Source organism: Paenibacillus sp. EPM92 (genome assembly GCF_016586185.1).
In the GTDB taxonomy this organism is placed as follows: Bacteria; Bacillota; Bacilli; order Paenibacillales; family NBRC-103111; genus Paenibacillus_G; species Paenibacillus_G validus.
In genome coordinates, this window is the sequence record NZ_BCPS01000009.1 from 1 (window position 1) to 18,153 (window position 18,153).

Consider the following 18,153-nt stretch of genomic DNA (forward strand, 5'->3'; position numbering starts at 1 on the left):
CAATCTACTATTCATAATCCCACTGTTCCGGTCGGTTCAATCAACCTCTCGAAGCAGCTTTCATATATTAACACGATCGATTCGTAAATTGCAAGTCTTTTTTTAAAAGTTTCTTGTAACGAATGCAGCCAATCGTGCCTGCCTCAGAAGCGGCAAAAAGTAATATACCAAAACTAAGAATGAAAAGCAACCGAAAAGTTCGAGGTAATTCCTGCCAGACATAAAAAGCCGCCCGCTCTCTCAAAGAACGGACGGCTGCGCCTTATACCGACCAGGCCTCCAGCTTCAGCAGCGGCTCGGCTTTCAACTCCAGCGGCGCGAACTGACCGCGCCGATATTTCAAGAACGCCGCGGCGGCAATCATCGCCGCGTTATCCGTGCACAGGCTCAGCGGCGGCGCCAGCAGCGGCACGCCCGCCTGTGCACAGCGCGCCTCCAAGGCGGCGCGCAGCCCTTTGTTGGCGGCAACCCCGCCCGCCAACAGCAGCTGCTTCGCGCCGTAAGCCTTCACGGCGCGAAGTGCCTTCTCCACCAGGACATCGATGACCGAGTCCTGGAATCCCTTGGCCACGGCCTCCGGCGCCAGTGGCTGCCCTTTCATCGCCGCGGTATTCAACGCGGCCAATACCGCCGACTTCAGCCCGCTGAAGCTGAAGTCGTAAGAATCCGGCTCCAGCCAGGCCCGGGGAAGCGTCACCCCTTCCCCGGTTTCATGCGCAAGCCGGTCAATGTGCGGGCCGCCCGGATACGGCAGCTTCAAGGCTCGGGCCACTTTGTCGTAGGCCTCGCCGGCCGCGTCGTCACGGGTCTGTCCGATAATGCGGAAGACGCCTTCGGATTCGACGTATACAAGCTCGGTATGCCCGCCCGAAACCACGAGCGCGACGAACGGATACGCGAGCTCATGAACAAGCTGATTCGCATAAATATGCCCCGCAATATGATGCACGCCAATGAGCGGCAGCTCCAATGCGAGCGCTAATGTCTTGGCGGCTACCATACCGACCAGCAGCGAGCCGACGAGACCCGGGCCCTGCGTGACCGCAACCGCGGAGAGCGCAGCCGGAGACACCCCCGATTGTTCGATCGCTTCCTCGATGATACAGGTGATCGTTTCCACGTGCTTACGGGAGGCTACCTCCGGCACTACGCCGCCAAACCGCTCATGCGTGGCCACTTGGCTGGACACGACGTTGGACAAAATCTCTTGGCCGTCTCGCACGATCGCTACCGAAGTTTCGTCACAGCTCGTTTCCACCGCCAGTATATAGACGGGCTCCCCGCCGGACCTTTCCCCCGGCCCGTGGCTTGCCCCTGCTTTCGTATTCACAGACGTATCGCTCCTATCCAAATCCTCTATCAAACTGAGATAAGCTTTCCGGCAAATTGAGCTAAGCCTAAGCCTTCCGGCTGATCTTCGGCAAGTCCGCCCACATGATGATCGCGTCTTCCTGGTTGTCCGTGTAATAACCGCGGCGCACACCGACCGACCGAAAGCCTTTTTTTTCGTACAGCCGCCGGGCAATCTCATTGGAGGGCCGCACCTCAAGCGTCATGCGCTGCACGCCGAATAAGCTGGCCGTTTGCTGCATTTCCGTCAGCAGACGTTCGCCGAGCTTTTGCCCGCGGTACTTTTGGCGAATCGCAATGTTCGTCACATGCGCCTCTTCCATGATAAGCCACATGCCGCCGTAACCGGCGACCTCACCGTCGAACTCCAGCACGGTATATTTGGCAAATTGATTGTTGGTCAATTCGTTGTGAAAAGCGCCTGCCGTCCATGGCGTCGTGAACGATTCCTGCTCAATTTCACAAATAGCGGGAATGTCCGCCTCGGTCATTGCACGAAATCGAACTGTATCGTGATCGGCCTCCGCCGTATGATGGAACTCATTCATCTTCGCGAAGCCTCCCTTAGGTCCCTTGGGCGAGAAGTTTCGCCTCGGCTTCCGCCAATTGCGTATAGTTCGGAACCAATGCATGAACATGCTCCAAATCCCCCCGCTTCCAGCGCATACGACCGAGCTCCGCCACGAACCGGGCTCTCAAGCCATGCTCCGTCGTGTGCACAGACCCGCTCCAAAGATTCGCCATCGCTTGAATCGTCTCCCGATGCAGCCCGACCTCGCCTGTAAAAATAATTCGAACCGGCTTATCCGCTTCCGCCTGTACGCGCAAATCGTCCATCCAGGCCGCCATCAGCCGGATGCCGTCCGGCACGACACAACGCCAGCCGGCGGGCGAAGCTTCGTAAACCGCAGCAAAAGCTTGTCCTCTGCGGGCTTCGATCATCGGCACGACCCAGGTCTTCTCCTGCTGCCCGTTCGCCTGCTGCAACACGACATCCATCGCCGCCAGCCGGCCTCCTTGACCGACTATTGTTTCACCGGTATCCGCCTGCTCCCCCGTCGCGGTCATATAAGCGCCGCCCAGAGCCATCGCTTCAAGCGTCGATACCCCGATTAAAGCGAGGTTATGCGTCCATGCGAACGTTTTGGCCACGGTGACGCCAATCCGTACGCCCGTATACGAGCCCGGACCAACGCCGACCGCAAAGGCAGACAGCTCCTTCGGCCGGATACCGGCTTCAGCCATCAGCTTCTGCAGGGTGGGTACCAAATATAACGAATGGTTCCGCTCCGCATAGGAGGTAAGTTCTCCGGTCCATTCGCCGCCGCGCGAGAGCGCCGTCGTCATCGACGTCGTGGACGTATCGACCGAAAGCATCCATAGTTCATCATCGTATTGCCGCGCCGCTGTCATCATAATAACAATCCGTTCTCCTTTAACTGTATGCACCATTGCCGATACGGCTCCCCTTTCGGGACGATACGAAAGCGGCGGGACTGGTTCTCCCCGTGCTCCAACTGAATCGAAAGACGCTCGGGAGGAAGCAGCTCCTCGATAAGCGAAGCCCATTCGATCAGCGTAATCCCTTCGCCGTAGAAGTAATCGTCAAGCCCAAGCTCGTCCGCTTCCTCCAAGGACAACCGGTACACATCCATATGATAAAAAGGGAGCTTCGTTCCCTCGTACTCTTTAATAATCGTAAACGTGGGGCTGTTGACCACTTCTTCCACGCCGATCGCCTTCGCGACGGCTTGAGAGAATGCCGTCTTGCCCGCCCCGAGTTCGCCGTCAAGCGCGATAACCGTCCCCGGCACAAACAACGAAGCCAAGCGTGCCGCAAGCTTGACGGTATCCTCCAGCCCATGTGCGATAAATACATATGAGGACATGGTTACACCCCGTCCTTTCCGCCGACGTCGTTAAAATGATTATACCCTTTCTTGTCAAGCGGCATGACTTCGCCGCCGCTGCGAATCAAACGTACGCCTGAATGCTCGCCGTTCACGTAACCGATCAGGTGAAGAGAAACACCCGCCTTGCCAAGCGCAATCTGCAGCTCCAAGGCATGCTCCGCGGGAGCGGTGCCCAGCAGCTCGTAATCTTCGCCTCCGTAAAGCACATAGTCGAGCGGGTCTTTGCCAGAGGCTGCCGCGTAGGTATAAAGCTCGTCCGCAATCGGGATCCTCTCTTCGATCAAATCGATTCCCACGCCCGATGCTTCAGCGATTTCCCATGCTTCGCTCGATAATCCATCGCTCACGTCGTTAAGGGCGCGGCACAGGCCGGACTGGCGAAGCGCGAGCCCGGCTTCGATTTGCGGAAGCGGACGGCAGTGCGCCTCCACCAGCTTCGCATAGGCGAGCGATTCGGCATCCGCTCCCTCGGGCTCAAGCGGCAGATTGCGTTGCAACAGCCAGTCCAGTCCTGCAGCGGAACGCCCCAAGTACCCCGTGGCGAAAACAACATCTCCCACTTTCGCCGACGAACGAAGCAGCGCCTGACCGGCGGCCGTCTCGCCGATAACCGTCACCGATACGGTCATGCCGCCGATCGAGGAGGTCGTGTCTCCGCCAACGACGCGAACGCCGTAGCGGTTGGCGCAATCATACAAACCTTCATATAAGCTGCGAACCCGTTCCAAAGGCGTTTGCCTCGGCAAGCTGAGTGCAACCAGCGCGAACCTGGGCTTGCCGCCCATCGCCGCAATGTCGCTGACCGCCGAAGCCATCGCTTTGAACCCGATGTCCCTGGATCGCATCGTCACAGGCTTGAAGTGAATATCTTCCGTCATCGTGTCACAGGTTAGAATCAACTGTGTGCCCGGATTCACATTCACGACCGCCGCATCATCACCGATCCCGGTCTCAACTCCGCCCTCCCGCTGAAAGGCGGTCGATTGCTTGCCGCCGGTCAGCAAGCGGATCAGCGCAAATTCATCGACCGTTCCCAAAAATATCCGCCTCCGCAATACGTAATGACCCCATTATAGACCTTGCGAATGGTTCGTAGCAACACAAAAGCTTCCCGGCTCGCACGGGCGTGGAAGCTCGCGCAAGCCGGGAAGCCTGGCTTTCGTTCGATCGTCTTCTATTCGATCTCCTGCAGCGCTTCGACCGGAACGACTTTCACATCGGCCGGCTGATCTTCAGCGTGCACTTTGGCCGTTTTCTGCTCCAGGTCGACGCTATCGATCCAGACGGGAACGCCGTTGAATTCAACCTCGATCTTCGTCTCGGCGTTCAAAATTTCTTGCGCCCGATGCACTCTCATCGTTCCTCACCTCCGGTCACCGAGTCGGGATGATCCATCGTATCCGTTGTCGAATCGTCGATCAGGCCGTTGTGCAGAGTAACGTTGCCTCCACCAAGACCTTCGTTGATCATCCGATCGATGTCCATAAAATGCGAGTCTCTTCCCTCAAGCGTGGAATCGTTTGTTTCCAAACCGCCGGATGTGTTCGCTTCGCTCACCCGTATTCACCCTCCTCTTATCGTTTAAATACGCTAAAGAGCCGACAAGCTCCTTACACGGTAGCTTGTCCGGCGAAGCTTTCGTCCATTCGCCGGGCGGAAGCCGCAAAAAACTTCCCAGCCAAACCTTCAATGAGTGGAGCCCTCTCTGCGCATACTATGGAAAAGGGCCCGCACTTCGGTCCAAAGGAGGCTTGCTTATGCATACCGTATGGAAAGGCGCAATCAGCTTCGGTCTTGTGCATGTGCCGGTTAAGATGTTCTCGGCCACGGAAGATAAAGACATCTCAATGAGAATGATTCACACCGCATGCAACACGCCGCTCAATTTCGTGAGAAAATGCCAGCACTGCGAGAGAGAAGTCGAATGGGGAGAAATTTCGCGCGGATATGAGTATGAGCCGGGCGCTTTCGTCTTGTTTGAGAAGGACGAACTGGAGAAGCTGACCGGCGAGGTGACGAAAGAGATTAAAATTCTCGACTTTGTGGATTTGTCGGAAATCGATCCGGTTTATTTCCAGAAGACGTATTACTTGGCGCCGAATGAAACGGGGGCCGGCGCTTACAGTCTGCTGCTGGAAGCGATGAAGCAAACCGGCAAAATCGGCATAGCGAAAGTATCGATCCGATCGAAGAGCAGCTTGGCGGCTATCCGTATTATCGACCGCTGCATTGCGATGGAAACGATCTTTTATCCCGATGAGATACGATCTGTGGATCAGGTTCCGAATTTGCCGGAGCAAAGCAACGTCAACGACAAGGAGCTCGACATGGCGAAGATGCTGATCAGTCAGCTTTCCACGCCCTTCGAGCCGGAGAAGTATAAGGACGATTACCGGGCCGCCGTGCTGCAGGCCATCGAACAGAAGGTGTCGGGCCAGCAAATCAGCGTGGCGCCGGAGCCGCACCGTACGAACGTTATCGACTTAATGTCGGCCTTGCAAGCAAGTCTGGAGGCGGTCAAGCCTGTCTCGTCGGAGCCGACGCCTCTACCTGCAGACCGCGCCAAACCGGACAAGCCGAAATCGAGAGCCAAAAGCACAAAAGGCAAGGCCAAAGACAAGGAAACCGTGCCGTCGTAAACGGATAGACTGTCGGAAAGTCTCCGGCATGATATAAACCTGGCTGATTCGGCTAGGTTTATTTGTGCGGCAGCCCCCTGTTTTATTTATGTACAATTTGCTTCATCGTACATTGATTTGGAGGTATATCGACAAAAGCCTGAATACTCGGATGCCTCATCGTTTGCCCCGGAGTCCACTCCAAAAACTGTACTTTAACGACAATTTCCGGGGTTACCCAAACAGCATCTTTGCTTCTCTCAGGCTCATTGGCAAACGGTTTAACTCTAGTAGCAAGAGGGGCCACTCTTTGCGTCAATTCACGCCACTCGCGATGGGTGACCTTACCGGTGCCTGCATGACCGATGTAGTACAGCTTTCCTTCCTGATCATACAATCCAAGCAGCAAGGAGTTAACGACATCCCCCCTGAAAGTAACGCCTGCCACTACCGCGAAAAGATCCCAAAACACTTTACGCTTCTGCCAGCGCTTATCTTTCCCGTTTATCGCGTAGGAGCTGTCCAGCTTCTTGCAGATGACCCCTTCCATTTGATGCTCGATCATGACGGCCAGCAATCCTTCGGCGTCGGTAAAGTTTTGAACGGTCTGGACGTCGGGCTGCGAAATGATCAGGTCTTGTAAAATTTGTTGTCTCTCCGAAAGAGCTCGGTCTGTTACCCATGCTCCATTGCAGAACAAAATGTCAAATACCATATACGTGACGGGGGTTTGAGCGACCGCGAGCTCTATACTTTGTTTTTTTCTCAAGCTATCGCGCTTCATAATCTCATGGAACGACGGTTTGTTATCGTCAAATGCGATGAATTCGCCGTCCAATATAAACGAAGAAGCCGTACAGTACCGGGAGGGAGACAAAAACTCAGGATATTGCAGGGAACGATTATTTAATTTCCGATTCACCAATTGGACGTTCGATCCGTCGAAGTAGGATAACATGCGAACTCCGTCCCACTTTACTTGCGCAACCCAATGATCCCCTGCTGGAAGTTTATCGGTGTTTATAGGTTCGAATGGAACGACCGGCTTTAAAATCATAGCGCCTCCTTCAGCTGTTTCATGACTCATCAAGTTCTCTCCTTAGCTTTAGTCATTTGAAGTCCAATCATGTAGCCGGTACGCATCCGTGTCTTTACACAAAATTAAAATATAAGCCATTGATTATATAAGTAATTGATTATATATTTATACTATGATTTAAGGAGCAGCAAAAGCGTGCTTAGGGAGGTTGAATGAATGTGGAGCAATTGGAGGTCATGGCCGAACATTATAAGATGCTTAGCGACAAGTCCCGCTTGACCATTCTTGCATGCCTGAAAGAACGGGAAATGTGCGTGTGCGACCTGGTTGAAATTTTACAGTCGACCCAGCCTAACGTAAGTCAGCATCTGCGCAAGCTGAAAGCCGCGGGGTTAGTTACGGAAACCAGAAAAGGACAATGGGTTTACTATGCTCTTAACGTGAGCGACAAACCGTGTTTGGAGGAGACATTAAACTATCTCCCTTCGTTTAAAGAAAAAGTGCTTCAAGTAAAAGGGATTTGTTAACCAACAGGAGGAACTCATGGCCATCGCCGCATTATTGATTTTTACCATTACGTTGATTTTTGTCATTTGGCAGCCGAAACAACTAGGCATCGGCTGGTCTGCAAGCGGCGGCGCTGTTGCAGCGCTTCTATGCGGTGTAGTTTCCATCACTGACGTATGGACCGTTACCGGTATCGTATGGAATGCCACTTTAGCTTTCGTGGCCATTATCCTCATCTCTCTTATACTTGACGATATTGGGTTCTTCGAGTGGTCGGCGCTTCATATGGCCCGTTTGGCCGGGGGCAACGGCGTTCTGATGTTCGTCTATATGGGGTTGTTGGGTGCGGCGGTTGCCGCTTTGTTCGCCAATGACGGCGCAGCTCTGATCATGACGCCTATCGTATTGGCTATGGTGAGAGCGTTGAAATTTGAAGAGAACAAGGTTCTGCCGTTCATTATGGCCAGCGGCTTTATTGCGGACACAACCTCGTTGCCGCTTGTCATCAGCAACCTGGTCAATATCGTGTCGGCCGATTATTTTGGAATCGGCTTTGCGGAATATGCGAGCCGGATGATCGTACCGAACCTCTTTTCGCTGCTTGCCAGCCTGCTTGTACTGTATCTGTATTTCCGCAAAAGCATACCCGAAGCCTATCGCTATGAGGACATCAAGAAGCCTCACGAGGCGATCAAAGATATCCGGTTGTTTCGATTATCATGGGTGATCCTGGGGGTGCTGCTGGCTGCCTATTTTCTAAGCGAGTTCATCGCTTTGCCTGTTTCGGTTATTGCGCTGGCCGCCGCTCTTACGTTTATTGCGGCCGCGCGGAAAAGTCCGCATATGGAAACGAAACGCATCGTCAAAGAGGCGCCATGGGCGGTCGTCATTTTCTCGATAGGGATGTACGTCGTCGTGTACGGACTCCGAAACGCCGGGTTGACGGATATATTGGGTGGACTTATACAAAGGATTGCCGATCAAGGCCTGTTTGCTTCTACAATAGGAATGGGGTTCATTGCCGCCCTGCTATCGTCCATGATGAACAACATGCCTACCGTCATGATTGATGCGTTGGCTATTCAGGGCACGAATACGACCGCTGTTATTCGGGAGTCGCTGATCTACGCGAATGTCATCGGTTCGGATCTTGGACCGAAAATCACACCGATCGGATCTTTGGCAACGCTGCTGTGGCTCCATGTTTTGTCCAAGAAAGGGGTCACCATTACATGGGGGTATTACTTTAAAATAGGCGTCTTGCTGACCGTTCCCACTTTGCTGATCACCTTAACAGGGCTTTATTTGTGGCTAAGCGTGATTTCGTAAGACTCGGTTGAACTTCAAATGTAATTCAAAAGGAGAGCTATCATGGATAAAAAACGGGTTTACTTCTTATGCACAGGCAATTCTTGCCGCAGCCAAATGGCCGACGGGTTTCTGAAAGCGCTCGGCGGCCACAACTATGAGGTGAAAAGCGCCGGTTTGGAGGCACACGGCTTGAATCCGAGAGCGGTACAGGTCATGAAGGAAGTGAACGTCGACATTAGCGGGAACTCCTCCGATGTGATCGATCCCGAGCTGTTGAACAAGGCCGATTATGTCATTACGCTTTGCGGACATGCGGATGAGCATTGTCCCGTCATCTCGAATAAGCATGTTGTGAAATGGCACTGGGGCTTCGAGGATCCGGCTAAAGCGACGGGCACCGAGGAAGAGATCCTGGCCAAATTTCGTGAGGTTCGCGATGCCATCAAGGCGCGTGTGGAACAATTCGTCGCAACCGGTCAATAGCATAATGGTTTGTAGCCTGATTTAACGGCCCGGTTATGAAACCTTTACATCTTAGCCGCGTATAAGTATCAAGTCCTTGCACGTATTACCTTAACAATTAAATCTAACATTGTTTTTCGGAGGAGTCTGTCACCCTGGCCTTGCTATGTTCATTTTAGCGGCTATGGTTTGACAGGCTCTTTTTGTATTTTTTTCGTACTTCCACAAAGAATAAAAAATGAAAGGTGGAATCATCATGCTTATTTTTCAACTAGCCGTCATCTTGCTTGCCTCCAAAATCGCCGGAGACCTCAGCGTCAAGCTGGGACAACCCTCCGTGCTGGGCAAGCTTCTCATCGGTATCTTCTTAGGACCAAGCGTGCTTGGGATTATCACCAACACGGATATTTTGAAAGAAATCAGTCAAATCGGCGTTATCTTGCTGATGTTCATTGCAGGGCTGGAAACGGACACGGAAGAGTTCAAGCGTACCGGGAAAGCTTCAGCCTTCGTAGGGGTTAGCGGCATCGTTGTACCTTTTTCACTGGGGTATTTGGCCGGTATGACCATCGGTCTGGCTCCGACCGAGTCTATCTTCCTTGGACTGCTGCTCTCGGCTACAAGCGTGAGCATCTCCGTTCAAGCGTTGAAGGAAATGGGCAGATTAAAGTCGCGCGAAGGGACCACCATATTGGGCGCGGCCGTGATCGACGACATTCTCGTCGTTATTGCGCTCGCGTTTGTCATGAGCTTTGCAGGCGGCGATGTCCATCTGGGGACCGTCGTTCTGAAGAAGGTTGCATTCTTCGCGGTGGCCATCCTTCTGGCTTGGAAAGTCGTTCCTTGGGTTCTGAAAAAATTCGCGCCCCTTCGCGTCACGGAGGCGGTCATTTCCGCAGGTTTAATGATTTGCTTTGTTTATGCGTATTTAGCAGAATATGCAGGCGTGGCTGCTATCATCGGAGCCTATATCGCCGGTGTTGCCATCAGCTTGACAAAATACAAGCATGAGATAACGGAAAAAGTCGAAACGATCGGCTACTCCATCTTCGTTCCCGTCTTCTTCACATCGATCGGTGTAACCGCTGAATTTAGCGGAATCGCACAGCATATCGGGCTCATTATCGGGCTAAGCCTGCTCGCCATAGCAACGAAGCTGGCCGGGTCGGCGATCGGAGCGAAATTAGCCGGATTTTCATGGAGGAGTTCCTTAGGGATTGGCGCAGCTATGGTATCCCGCGGAGAGGTTGCACTCATCATTGCGGCTATCGGTTTGGAAAGCAATCTGCTTCAACCCGAGTTGTTTTCTGTGATCGTCGTCGTCGTGCTGGTCACCACGATTGTGACTCCGCCCATGATGAAGCTGTTCTTCCATAAACCGGAGACCGGGAAGCAGCAGAAGCAGTAGGCCACGCCTTGACGAAACACCCGTATAGTTCCCTCTCCGGCAACGGATAATAACGGCAATCCGACAAGGAAAGAAGGGACGCCGATTGAGCCCCACGACGAAACGACCGCCGGTGAAAGGGACGATCACAATCGACGGCCAGGAGCTTACCGTGACGAATCCGGAGAAGCCGTTATGGCCGGAGAAGAACATTACGAAAGCGATGTATCTGGAGAAATTGGCACAGCTCGCCCCCTATTTGCTGAAATACTGCCGCGACCGGTATTTGACGACGATCCGCTTTCCGCACGGGTGGAACGACAAGTCGTTTTATCAAAAAAACGCCCCGGAGCCTACGCCCCATTTCGTGAAAACGGCGACGCTGGAGGACATTCGCTACGTGCATCTCGACTCGCTGCCGACCTTGCTGTGGCTCGGCAATCTCGCTTGTCTGGAGTTTCACCCGTCCTTCCACCGGATCGGCGAAAAGCTGCCGGTGGAATGGCTGATCGACATCGATCCGAGCCTTGATCCGGAGCCGCGCATTATGGAGGCTGCGGAGGTGATCGGGGACATTCTCGACAAGATGAACATCCGTTCCATCCCGAAGACGTCGGGCGCCACCGGCGTACAAATTTACGTGCCGATTCCGGCGGAGCGCGGATATACGTTCGAACAGCTGAGACGGATCGGCGCATTCGTCGCCCAGTATGCCGTTCAGAAGTATCCCGGGCTGTTCACCGTCGAGCGCCTGAAGAAGGATCGCGGAACGAAGATTTATATCGATTATTTGCAGCACTGGTACGGTAAAACGTTATCCGCCCCCTACACGCCGCGTGCCCGGCGGGATGCCACGGTCTCGACGCCGCTGGATTGGAGCGAAGTTCGGCTGCGCTGCGATCCGCGGGAATTTCATCTGTTGAACATCGTAGAACGGCTGCAGCAAAAGGGCGATCTGATCGCCGCCGTCCCTCCGCAAAGCCTGGACCACGTTCTCTCCATCCTGCCTCCTACATAAGCGGCGATAAGAGCCGCGCTACCACTTCCTTGCCTTTCTGATACCGGGAGCGTCTTTCGAACTGGTCCAGCTTCAGCTCCCGGCTATCCTTCAAATCCTGCAAGTAATCGGATTCGATACGCTGCAGCGTCTCCTTATCGAATAAAACCGCGTTCATTTCGAAATTGCTGTAGAAGCTGCGCATATCCATGTTGGCCGTGCCGACGGAGGCGAGCAGATGATCGATCAGGATCACTTTGGCGTGAACGAATCCTTTGTGGTAAGCGTAGAAGCGAACCCCCGCTTGCATCAGTTCTTCCATAAACGATAACGAGGCGTAGTTGACGATCCGCGAATCGGGCTTCTTCGGATAAATGACGCGCACGTCGACGCCGCTGATGGCCGCCGTTTTCAACCCCATGATGATGCTGGCCTCCGGAATAAAATAAGGCGTCGTGATAAAGATCCGCTTCTTCGCTGTCGTAATCGCTCCGAAGTACATCTCCAGAACCGTGTCCCAATGAGCATCCGGGCCGCTGGACAAAATTTGCACCGGCTTCCGGCCGGCGCATTCGTGCTCGGGAAACAAGCCCGTATCGGTCAAACGATAGCCGCTGACGAAATGCCAGTCGGTCAAGAACGTATTCTGCAGCGCATAGACCGCATCCCCTTCGAATGCTATATGCGTATCGCGCCAAAACCCGAGCTTCGGATTGCCGCCCAAGTATTCATCCCCGATGTTCATGCCGCCCAGAAAACCCTTCAAGCCGTCGACCACGACGATTTTCCGGTGATTCCGGTAATTGATCCGCTTATCGAAGAAGGCGATCAACGCCGGCAAAAAGAAATACACCTCGCAGCCCGCTTGCTTCAGTTCACCAATGAATTTCTCGCTGAGCTGGTAGCTGCCGATTCCGTCGAATATGCACCGTACCTTAACGCCTTCGCGCGCTTTGCGCATCAGCACGTCTTGAAACTTCCGGCCTGTCGCGTCGTGCCGGATCGTATAAAATTCGAAATGGATGAAGCGCTCGGCCTTCTCCATCGCTTCCAGTATCGCCGGATAGGCGACTGACGCATTCGTCAGCACCTTCACTTCGTTGCGCATCATGATTTGCGAACCCGGCATGTTATTCAAAAGCGCGAACAACCGTGGCTCCTGCCGCCACCCTTGAAGCCGCTCCTCCTCAATCTCCACATCGAAGGGGATTTGCTTCTTCCCCATGTGCCGAATATCCTTTACGAGCCGAAGCCCTTTTCGTTTTACTTTTTTCCGCTGGGAATATTCAGTTGCCAAAAAATAATAGACAACGAACCCGATCACCGGAATAATGAACAAAACAAATAACCAGGCCATCGCCTTGGACGGGTGCCGGAACTCCCCTATGAGAATCGTCAAAATTTGAATGACAAACAGGACAAGTGCGATGACGAGCCAAAGCACCGCTTCACCTCCTCATACGGATGCAGGATACCGCTTCCTTCTTCAAAATTCTTTTCTAGCTTAACCACTCTCTGGATACCTGATTCCTCCCAAACCCCGGCTTTTTCTTTCTTACCCGGCTTTTTCCATCATCGCTGTCATAAATTTTTGAGTTTGGTGAAAAATATACCGGACATGGGAAAGGCAAAGCTTGGCTCTGTTACCGCGAGAAGGGAGGAAGCGTCATGGTGACGACGAGAGGCCGGAAGAAAAAGGAGAGCAGCGACGAGCACTCGCTTTTCAAAAAAGATTACCGATTCATCGACGAGCTGCGTTCAGTCCCGATCTCTTTGAAGCTCGAGGATAACAACCGATATTTGAAGGATTTGTTTGAGGACTGCTCCGACTTCGTCATTCGGGAATTTAAGCTCCAGGACAGTTTGAGAGCCATCCTCTTTTTCGTAGACGGGATGGCCAAGACGGAAGAAGTGCATGAAGCGATGAGGGCGCTCATGATTCTTGAGGGCGGAGAAAGCATCATCGATAACATTTCGGAGAAGGTGCTGCCCGTCTCCCAGCTTCAGAAGGCGGACAATTACGGAGATCTGCTGCTCTCGATTCTCGGCGGCGACACGGGCTTGATCGTCGACTGCAACAATCAGGCGCTGCTGCTCGGCATCCGGGGGATGGAGAAACGGTCGATCAACGAGCCGGAAACGGAATCCGTCGTACGCGGTCCGAAGGAAGGCTTCGTGGAAAATATCCGGACCAACACGTCGATGATTCGGCGCAAGCTGAAGACGCCTCATCTGAAGATGAAACCGATGATCATCGGACGGGAGAGCAACACCAACGTAATCGTCACCTATCTGGATGATTTGGCGAACCCGAAGATCGTGGAAGAAGTCATCGGGCGGCTGGAGAAAATCGACATCGATGCGGTTCTGGAATCCGGTTATTTGGAGGAATTCATTCAAGATTCGGCTTACTCGCCATTTCCGCAGCTTCAATATACCGAGCGTCCCGACATGGTTGCCGGCGCCCTTCTGCAGGGCCGAGTCGGGATTATTGTCGACGGCACGCCATTCGTACTGCTCGTGCCGTTCATCTTCGCCGAAATTATGCAAGCGAGCGAGGATTATTACGAACGTTTCCAAATCGCCACCCTGGTCCGGTGGTTACGTTACTTCTTCCTGATGCTCTCTCTTCTTACGCCGGGGTTATACGTAGCCATTACGACCTACCATCAGGACTTGCTGCCGACAACGCTGCTGTTATCCGTTGCGGCGTCGCGCGAAGCAATCCCGTTCCCCGCCGTCGTGGAAGCTCTCATTATGGAAGTAACGTTCGAGGCGCTGCGGGAAGCCGGAATCCGTCTGCCCAAGACCATTGGCTCCGCCGTCTCGATCTTAGGCGCTCTGGTGGTCGGGCAAGCGGCGGTTCAGGCGGGCATCGTATCGGCGCCTATGGTTATCATCGTCTCGATCACGGGGATCGCTTCCTTCACCATCCCGCGCTTTAATGGTGCGATTGCGGTGCGCATGCTCCGCTTTCCCATCATTATCGCCGCCTCGTTATTCGGCATGTACGGCATCATGACCTCCGTGCTGCTGATTATCGGCCATATGGCGTCCTTGCGTTCGTTCGGTATCCCTTATTTATCGCCGCTCGGTCCGCTCTCTTCTTCGGATCTGAAGGATATCGTCATCCGTGCGCCCTGGTGGGCGATGAAGAAGCGTCCGGCCTATCTGCCTGTACAAGACAGCCGGCGCATGAGTGACGACGTTGTGGATGAAATTATGGAGCAGTCCGGACAACGCGGGAAGCACGTCCGCCATGAGAATCATGGTCACGGAGAGGAGGATGAATCATGATTCGTACTTGGTCTCGATTCGGCTTGCTAGCCACAGCGATTCTCCTGCTGCCCGGCTGCTGGGACCGGACCGAAGTCAACGACCTGGCCTTCATCCTCTCTACCGCCCTCGACATCGAAAAGGACGGATCGATTCGGTACAGCGTCATGGTGCCGCTGCCGGGTTCGATGGGCGGGGCTACGGGGGGAGGCGGCGGCACCGCCGGCGATAAGAGCTACTATATCGATTCGGAGGTCGGCAAAACGTACCGCGAAGCGCAAGCCAAGCTGCAGAACCGCATGCCGCGCCGTATGTTTCTGGCGCATCGTCGTACGGTCTTGATTGGAGAACAATTAGCCAAAGCAGGCGTGTTCAAAGTATTTGACGCGACTCCCCGGTCGCCCGAAAGCCGGATGACCACCTATTTCATCGTCACCAAAGGTAAAGCCTACGAGCTGCTGCAGGCCAGCCCGCAGTTCGAACGATTTCCTTCGGAAGCGATTCGTGAATTGGCCAAATCGAAAGTGATTATCGACATGAACATGAAAGATTTTGCGCTGGCGCTCAGTTCGCCGGGCGGCGACCCCGTCGCCATCTATATGGGCGTCCGGGAATCCGAGAAAGGGACCAAGCCTTCCAAAGAAGTCGAAGTGCTCGGCTACAGCCAATTCCGCGGTGACAAGATGGTCGATACGTTGGAAGGGCGGGCAGCCGCGGGCTTAGCCTTGTTGAAAGAGCGGTTCGTTAACGTCTCCATTACGCTGCATGTGGAGAATACGGACATTACCGTTCGGATTTTTGAAGCCCACAGCGATGTGCAAGCAAGACTAGCCGGCAACCAATTGCAGTTCGACATCAATTTGATAACGAAAGCGAAGTTGTTGGAAAGCACGGGGACTCAAGACTTTACCCGGGCCGATCAGATCCATCTCATGGAGGCGCGGCTTGCCGAACAAATGAAAAAATCCGTTGAAGACACGTTAAAGCAGATGATCGACAACAATTGCGACTCGGCTCAGCTCGGGGCCTACGTATGGCGCGCCTATCCGAATTTGTGGACCGAGCGTTTCAAGAACGAATGGCCGAACGGCTTAAAGACTGCCAAATTTAACATTAAGGTGAAAAGCATCTTGTCGGAAACCGGATTGATTTACGATAACGTTACAAAATCGGAGGATGCAGAATGAACTTACAGTTCATGGTTCTTTTCCTCGTGCTGTCCCTTATCCTGATGTTTTTAAATTTGAAGCATTGGTCCACCCTCAAACGGGGGATGCGCAGGCTCTATTTTTTGCTGTACGCCATGACCTTCGGCTTGTACGCAGCTGTTCTTTTGGGATACAAGATCCCGATGCCGACCCAATTTTTCATCGCCCACGTTTCTCCGTGGATGTTCTCACTCATTCATGGTTAACAAGGCTTCTAGCTAAAGAGGGAGTGACAGGATGCCAGCCCAAATACAAATTATTAACCACCGGCAATTCGCCTGGTTAATCGCTTCGCTGCTCTCCGGAGGCGGATTGATCAGCATTCAACATGAGCTCATCCGACTAGGCAGAATCGACGCCTGGCTGACTTATTTGTTTCCGGGCTTATACGCACTGCTGATCGGGTTCGTCTTGACACAGTTGGCCCGACGATTTCCACAGAAGCATCTGTTCGAAATTACCACGATCGTATTCGGCCGATGGATCGGCACTTGCGCCAACCTGCTGATCCTCGTTCACTTATGGATGGTGCTTATGCGGGATTTGCGTGCGTTCGGGAAGTTCATCGGCACGATCCTTCTGCCGAACACTCCTCAAGAAATTCTCGTGCTGCTATTCGTGCTGCTGCTCGCCTTCTATGGAAGGACGAGCGTTGAAGTCGTAGGAAGGGTTAACGACTTGTTCTTCCCCTTCTTCTTCGTGCTGCTCTTGTCCATGCCGTTCTTGTTATCGAACGAATTGGACACGCAATTAATCCGGCCAGCCTTAACGGTCAAACCCGTCGAATACTTCTATGCCAACGTGCTCGGGATCGGCTGGTTCGGCGATATTCTGTTCGTCGGCGCTTTCCTGCATACGATCTGGAGCTCGAAGCAAATCCGTTCGGCGTTTCGTCACGGCACTCTCATCGCCACTTTCCTGCTGACGTTGTCTTTGCTTTTGCAGGTGCTTGTGCTCGGACCGGTCATCCCGGGCCATATGGTTTATCCGAACTATAGCTTGGTCCAACACATTCACATTACCGATTTTTTAGACCGCGTCGATCTGTTTATCCTTAGCATCTGGTATCCGATCACCGCGTGTAAAGATATTTTGCTCTACTTGGCGATGTTGACGGGCATCGCAAGCCTGTTGAAGGAACGGGATTATACGTCGATCAATTCGCCCGTCAGCTTGTTTTTGCTGCTGACTACGCTGCTCGCCTTCGACAGTGCGGCCGAGGTGTTCAGTTTCGGTAACTACAGCTCCCCTGTCATCATTCTCGGCTATCAACCGCTGCTGCTCGCCGCGCTGCTCTTGTTCATGCGCAAATACCCGGTGCGGGAGCTGCGCCTGGACCAGGCGCAGAGCGGGACGCCATCGCCCGGCAAGCAGCAGGAACAACCTGCGCAAGGCCGTTCCGACGCTACCACCAGCTCCCGGTTCATCAGCCGGATCGACTGCATCCGGCACTCCACCTGGATTACGGCCGGGAATGTGCTGCTGCTGTTGAGCGCATGCCTGGTATTCTTAGGCATCTGGCTCGGGATGACATACGCTGTCGTCGGAACGCTAAGCGGGATCGGTTACGCCATTTGCTTGGTCGGAGCGGTGGTAACCTCCCACATGGAAATGAGAGCGGCGAAGAAGTTCGTGGTTCGGCATTCGTCCCAGACATAACCCGGTGTCGTTACCCGATTCGTTCGACGCTGATGACCTGATTCAGAGGAATAAGCATCCGGAGCTCTTCTTCCTCTTCTTCCCGGGTAACGAGCAGCTCGATGAAATCGAAGCCCGTCCGGACAAGCTTCGCTTCGAACGTGCCGGCATAGGTCGTGCGGATGCTTGCAGCCGCTCCCGTTACTTTCAGCGAAGCGCCGAGCAGTACGATTTCCTGCATCGTACTCGGAACGAAATATTGGTTGTTGACGCGCATGAAGCGCTTGCCGACTTTCTGCAGCACGCCGGGCTCGCTGGCGAAGCCTTCGGCTTGCAGAGCGACCTCGAATTTTACATGCTGGGCGAGCCGCTCCTGTAAAGTCATGCGGCTTGTTCTTAAAAACGACAATGGAATTCCCTCCGTTCCCCTTCACATCACGTTCTAGT

Annotated in this window: 20 protein-coding genes; 10 read left to right on the plus strand and 10 right to left on the minus strand. The window is 53.6% G+C overall.

Features of this window, described 5'->3' with window-relative positions; genetic code table 11:
* Positions 1 to 262 precede the first annotated feature (262 nt).
* From tsaD to JMF85_RS01260, 7 genes are all read right to left on the minus strand, one after another.
* The gene (gene tsaD, locus JMF85_RS01230) at positions 263 to 1,330 is read right to left on the minus strand and encodes a tRNA (adenosine(37)-N6)-threonylcarbamoyltransferase complex transferase subunit TsaD (protein ID WP_054797575.1); all 1,068 of its coding nucleotides are present in this window, start codon (positions 1,328 to 1,330) and stop codon (positions 263 to 265) included.
* A 67-nt stretch (positions 1,331 to 1,397) separates the two neighbouring features.
* The gene (rimI, locus tag JMF85_RS01235; RefSeq protein WP_127606848.1) at positions 1,398 to 1,898 is read right to left on the minus strand and encodes a ribosomal protein S18-alanine N-acetyltransferase; all 501 of its coding nucleotides are present in this window, start codon (positions 1,896 to 1,898) and stop codon (positions 1,398 to 1,400) included.
* 16 nt (positions 1,899 to 1,914) lie between these two features.
* Positions 1,915 to 2,802, minus strand: coding sequence for a tRNA (adenosine(37)-N6)-threonylcarbamoyltransferase complex dimerization subunit type 1 TsaB (gene tsaB, locus JMF85_RS01240; RefSeq protein ID WP_230876182.1), 888 nt, complete (start codon positions 2,800 to 2,802; stop codon positions 1,915 to 1,917).
* On the minus strand, positions 2,763 to 3,239 hold the full coding sequence (gene tsaE / locus JMF85_RS01245; protein WP_054797573.1) for a tRNA (adenosine(37)-N6)-threonylcarbamoyltransferase complex ATPase subunit type 1 TsaE: 477 nt from the start codon (positions 3,237 to 3,239) through the stop codon (positions 2,763 to 2,765). The genes tsaB and tsaE overlap by 40 nt, the downstream gene beginning before the upstream one ends.
* Before the next feature lie 2 nt (positions 3,240 to 3,241).
* A complete protein-coding gene (thiL, locus tag JMF85_RS01250; RefSeq protein WP_127606846.1) occupies positions 3,242 to 4,300 on the minus strand; it encodes a thiamine-phosphate kinase in 1,059 nt (352 codons plus the stop codon).
* A 137-nt stretch (positions 4,301 to 4,437) separates the two neighbouring features.
* The gene (locus JMF85_RS01255) at positions 4,438 to 4,620 is read right to left on the minus strand and encodes an H-type small acid-soluble spore protein (protein ID WP_054800003.1); all 183 of its coding nucleotides are present in this window, start codon (positions 4,618 to 4,620) and stop codon (positions 4,438 to 4,440) included.
* Complete coding sequence (locus JMF85_RS01260; RefSeq protein ID WP_054797571.1) at positions 4,617 to 4,820, minus strand: hypothetical protein; 204 nt, start codon at positions 4,818 to 4,820, stop codon at positions 4,617 to 4,619. The genes JMF85_RS01255 and JMF85_RS01260 overlap by 4 nt, the downstream gene beginning before the upstream one ends.
* A gap of 200 nt (positions 4,821 to 5,020) precedes the next feature.
* On the opposite strand from JMF85_RS01260, the gene ku reads away from it, so the two are divergent.
* A complete protein-coding gene (ku, locus tag JMF85_RS01265; RefSeq protein WP_155615026.1) occupies positions 5,021 to 5,902 on the plus strand; it encodes a non-homologous end joining protein Ku in 882 nt (293 codons plus the stop codon).
* An 82-nt stretch (positions 5,903 to 5,984) separates the two neighbouring features.
* Here ku and JMF85_RS01270 read toward each other — a convergent pair whose 3' ends face one another.
* On the minus strand, positions 5,985 to 6,968 hold the full coding sequence (locus JMF85_RS01270) for an ATP-dependent DNA ligase (protein ID WP_372813757.1): 984 nt from the start codon (positions 6,966 to 6,968) through the stop codon (positions 5,985 to 5,987).
* Between the two features lie 188 nt (positions 6,969 to 7,156).
* On the opposite strand from JMF85_RS01270, the gene JMF85_RS01275 reads away from it, so the two are divergent.
* From JMF85_RS01275 to ligD, 5 genes are all read left to right on the plus strand, one after another.
* A complete protein-coding gene (locus tag JMF85_RS01275; RefSeq protein WP_397375509.1) occupies positions 7,157 to 7,447 on the plus strand; it encodes an ArsR/SmtB family transcription factor in 291 nt (96 codons plus the stop codon).
* A gap of 16 nt (positions 7,448 to 7,463) precedes the next feature.
* Complete coding sequence (locus tag JMF85_RS01280; protein WP_054797569.1) at positions 7,464 to 8,756, plus strand: arsenic transporter; 1,293 nt, start codon at positions 7,464 to 7,466, stop codon at positions 8,754 to 8,756.
* A 42-nt stretch (positions 8,757 to 8,798) separates the two neighbouring features.
* Positions 8,799 to 9,221: an arsenate reductase (thioredoxin) gene (gene arsC, locus JMF85_RS01285; protein WP_155615024.1), complete on the plus strand. Its 423-nt coding sequence runs from the start codon at positions 8,799 to 8,801 to the stop codon at positions 9,219 to 9,221.
* 235 nt (positions 9,222 to 9,456) lie between these two features.
* Positions 9,457 to 10,608, plus strand: coding sequence for a cation:proton antiporter (locus JMF85_RS01290; RefSeq protein WP_201317611.1), 1,152 nt, complete (start codon positions 9,457 to 9,459; stop codon positions 10,606 to 10,608).
* A gap of 85 nt (positions 10,609 to 10,693) precedes the next feature.
* A complete protein-coding gene (ligD, locus tag JMF85_RS01295; RefSeq protein WP_127606836.1) occupies positions 10,694 to 11,605 on the plus strand; it encodes a non-homologous end-joining DNA ligase in 912 nt (303 codons plus the stop codon).
* Here ligD and cls read toward each other — a convergent pair.
* Positions 11,598 to 13,028 (minus strand): cardiolipin synthase, encoded by a 1,431-nt coding sequence (cls, locus tag JMF85_RS01300; protein WP_127606834.1) that lies wholly within the window; start codon positions 13,026 to 13,028, stop codon positions 11,598 to 11,600. The genes ligD and cls overlap by 8 nt on opposite strands.
* 224 nt (positions 13,029 to 13,252) lie before the next feature.
* Here cls and JMF85_RS01305 point away from each other — a divergent pair, with 224 nt between their 5' ends.
* Genes JMF85_RS01305 through JMF85_RS01320 form a run of 4 tightly spaced genes read left to right on the plus strand, consistent with a single transcriptional unit; the run spans position 13,253 to position 17,727 of the window.
* Positions 13,253 to 14,881: a spore germination protein gene (locus tag JMF85_RS01305; protein ID WP_127606832.1), complete on the plus strand. Its 1,629-nt coding sequence runs from the start codon at positions 13,253 to 13,255 to the stop codon at positions 14,879 to 14,881.
* Positions 14,878 to 16,047 (plus strand): Ger(x)C family spore germination protein, encoded by a 1,170-nt coding sequence (locus JMF85_RS01310; protein WP_155615023.1) that lies wholly within the window; start codon positions 14,878 to 14,880, stop codon positions 16,045 to 16,047. Before JMF85_RS01305 ends, JMF85_RS01310 begins: the two co-directional genes overlap by 4 nt.
* Entirely contained in the window at positions 16,044 to 16,274 is a 231-nt protein-coding gene (locus JMF85_RS01315; RefSeq protein ID WP_127606828.1) for a hypothetical protein, read from the plus strand. Before JMF85_RS01310 ends, JMF85_RS01315 begins: the two co-directional genes overlap by 4 nt.
* 31 nt (positions 16,275 to 16,305) lie before the next feature.
* Positions 16,306 to 17,727, plus strand: coding sequence for a GerAB/ArcD/ProY family transporter (locus tag JMF85_RS01320; protein WP_201317612.1), 1,422 nt, complete (start codon positions 16,306 to 16,308; stop codon positions 17,725 to 17,727).
* Between the two features lie 10 nt (positions 17,728 to 17,737).
* On the opposite strand, the gene JMF85_RS01325 is transcribed toward JMF85_RS01320, so the two are convergent.
* A complete protein-coding gene (locus JMF85_RS01325; RefSeq protein WP_230876181.1) occupies positions 17,738 to 18,115 on the minus strand; it encodes a hypothetical protein in 378 nt (125 codons plus the stop codon).
* Between the last annotated feature and the right edge of the window lie 38 nt (positions 18,116 to 18,153).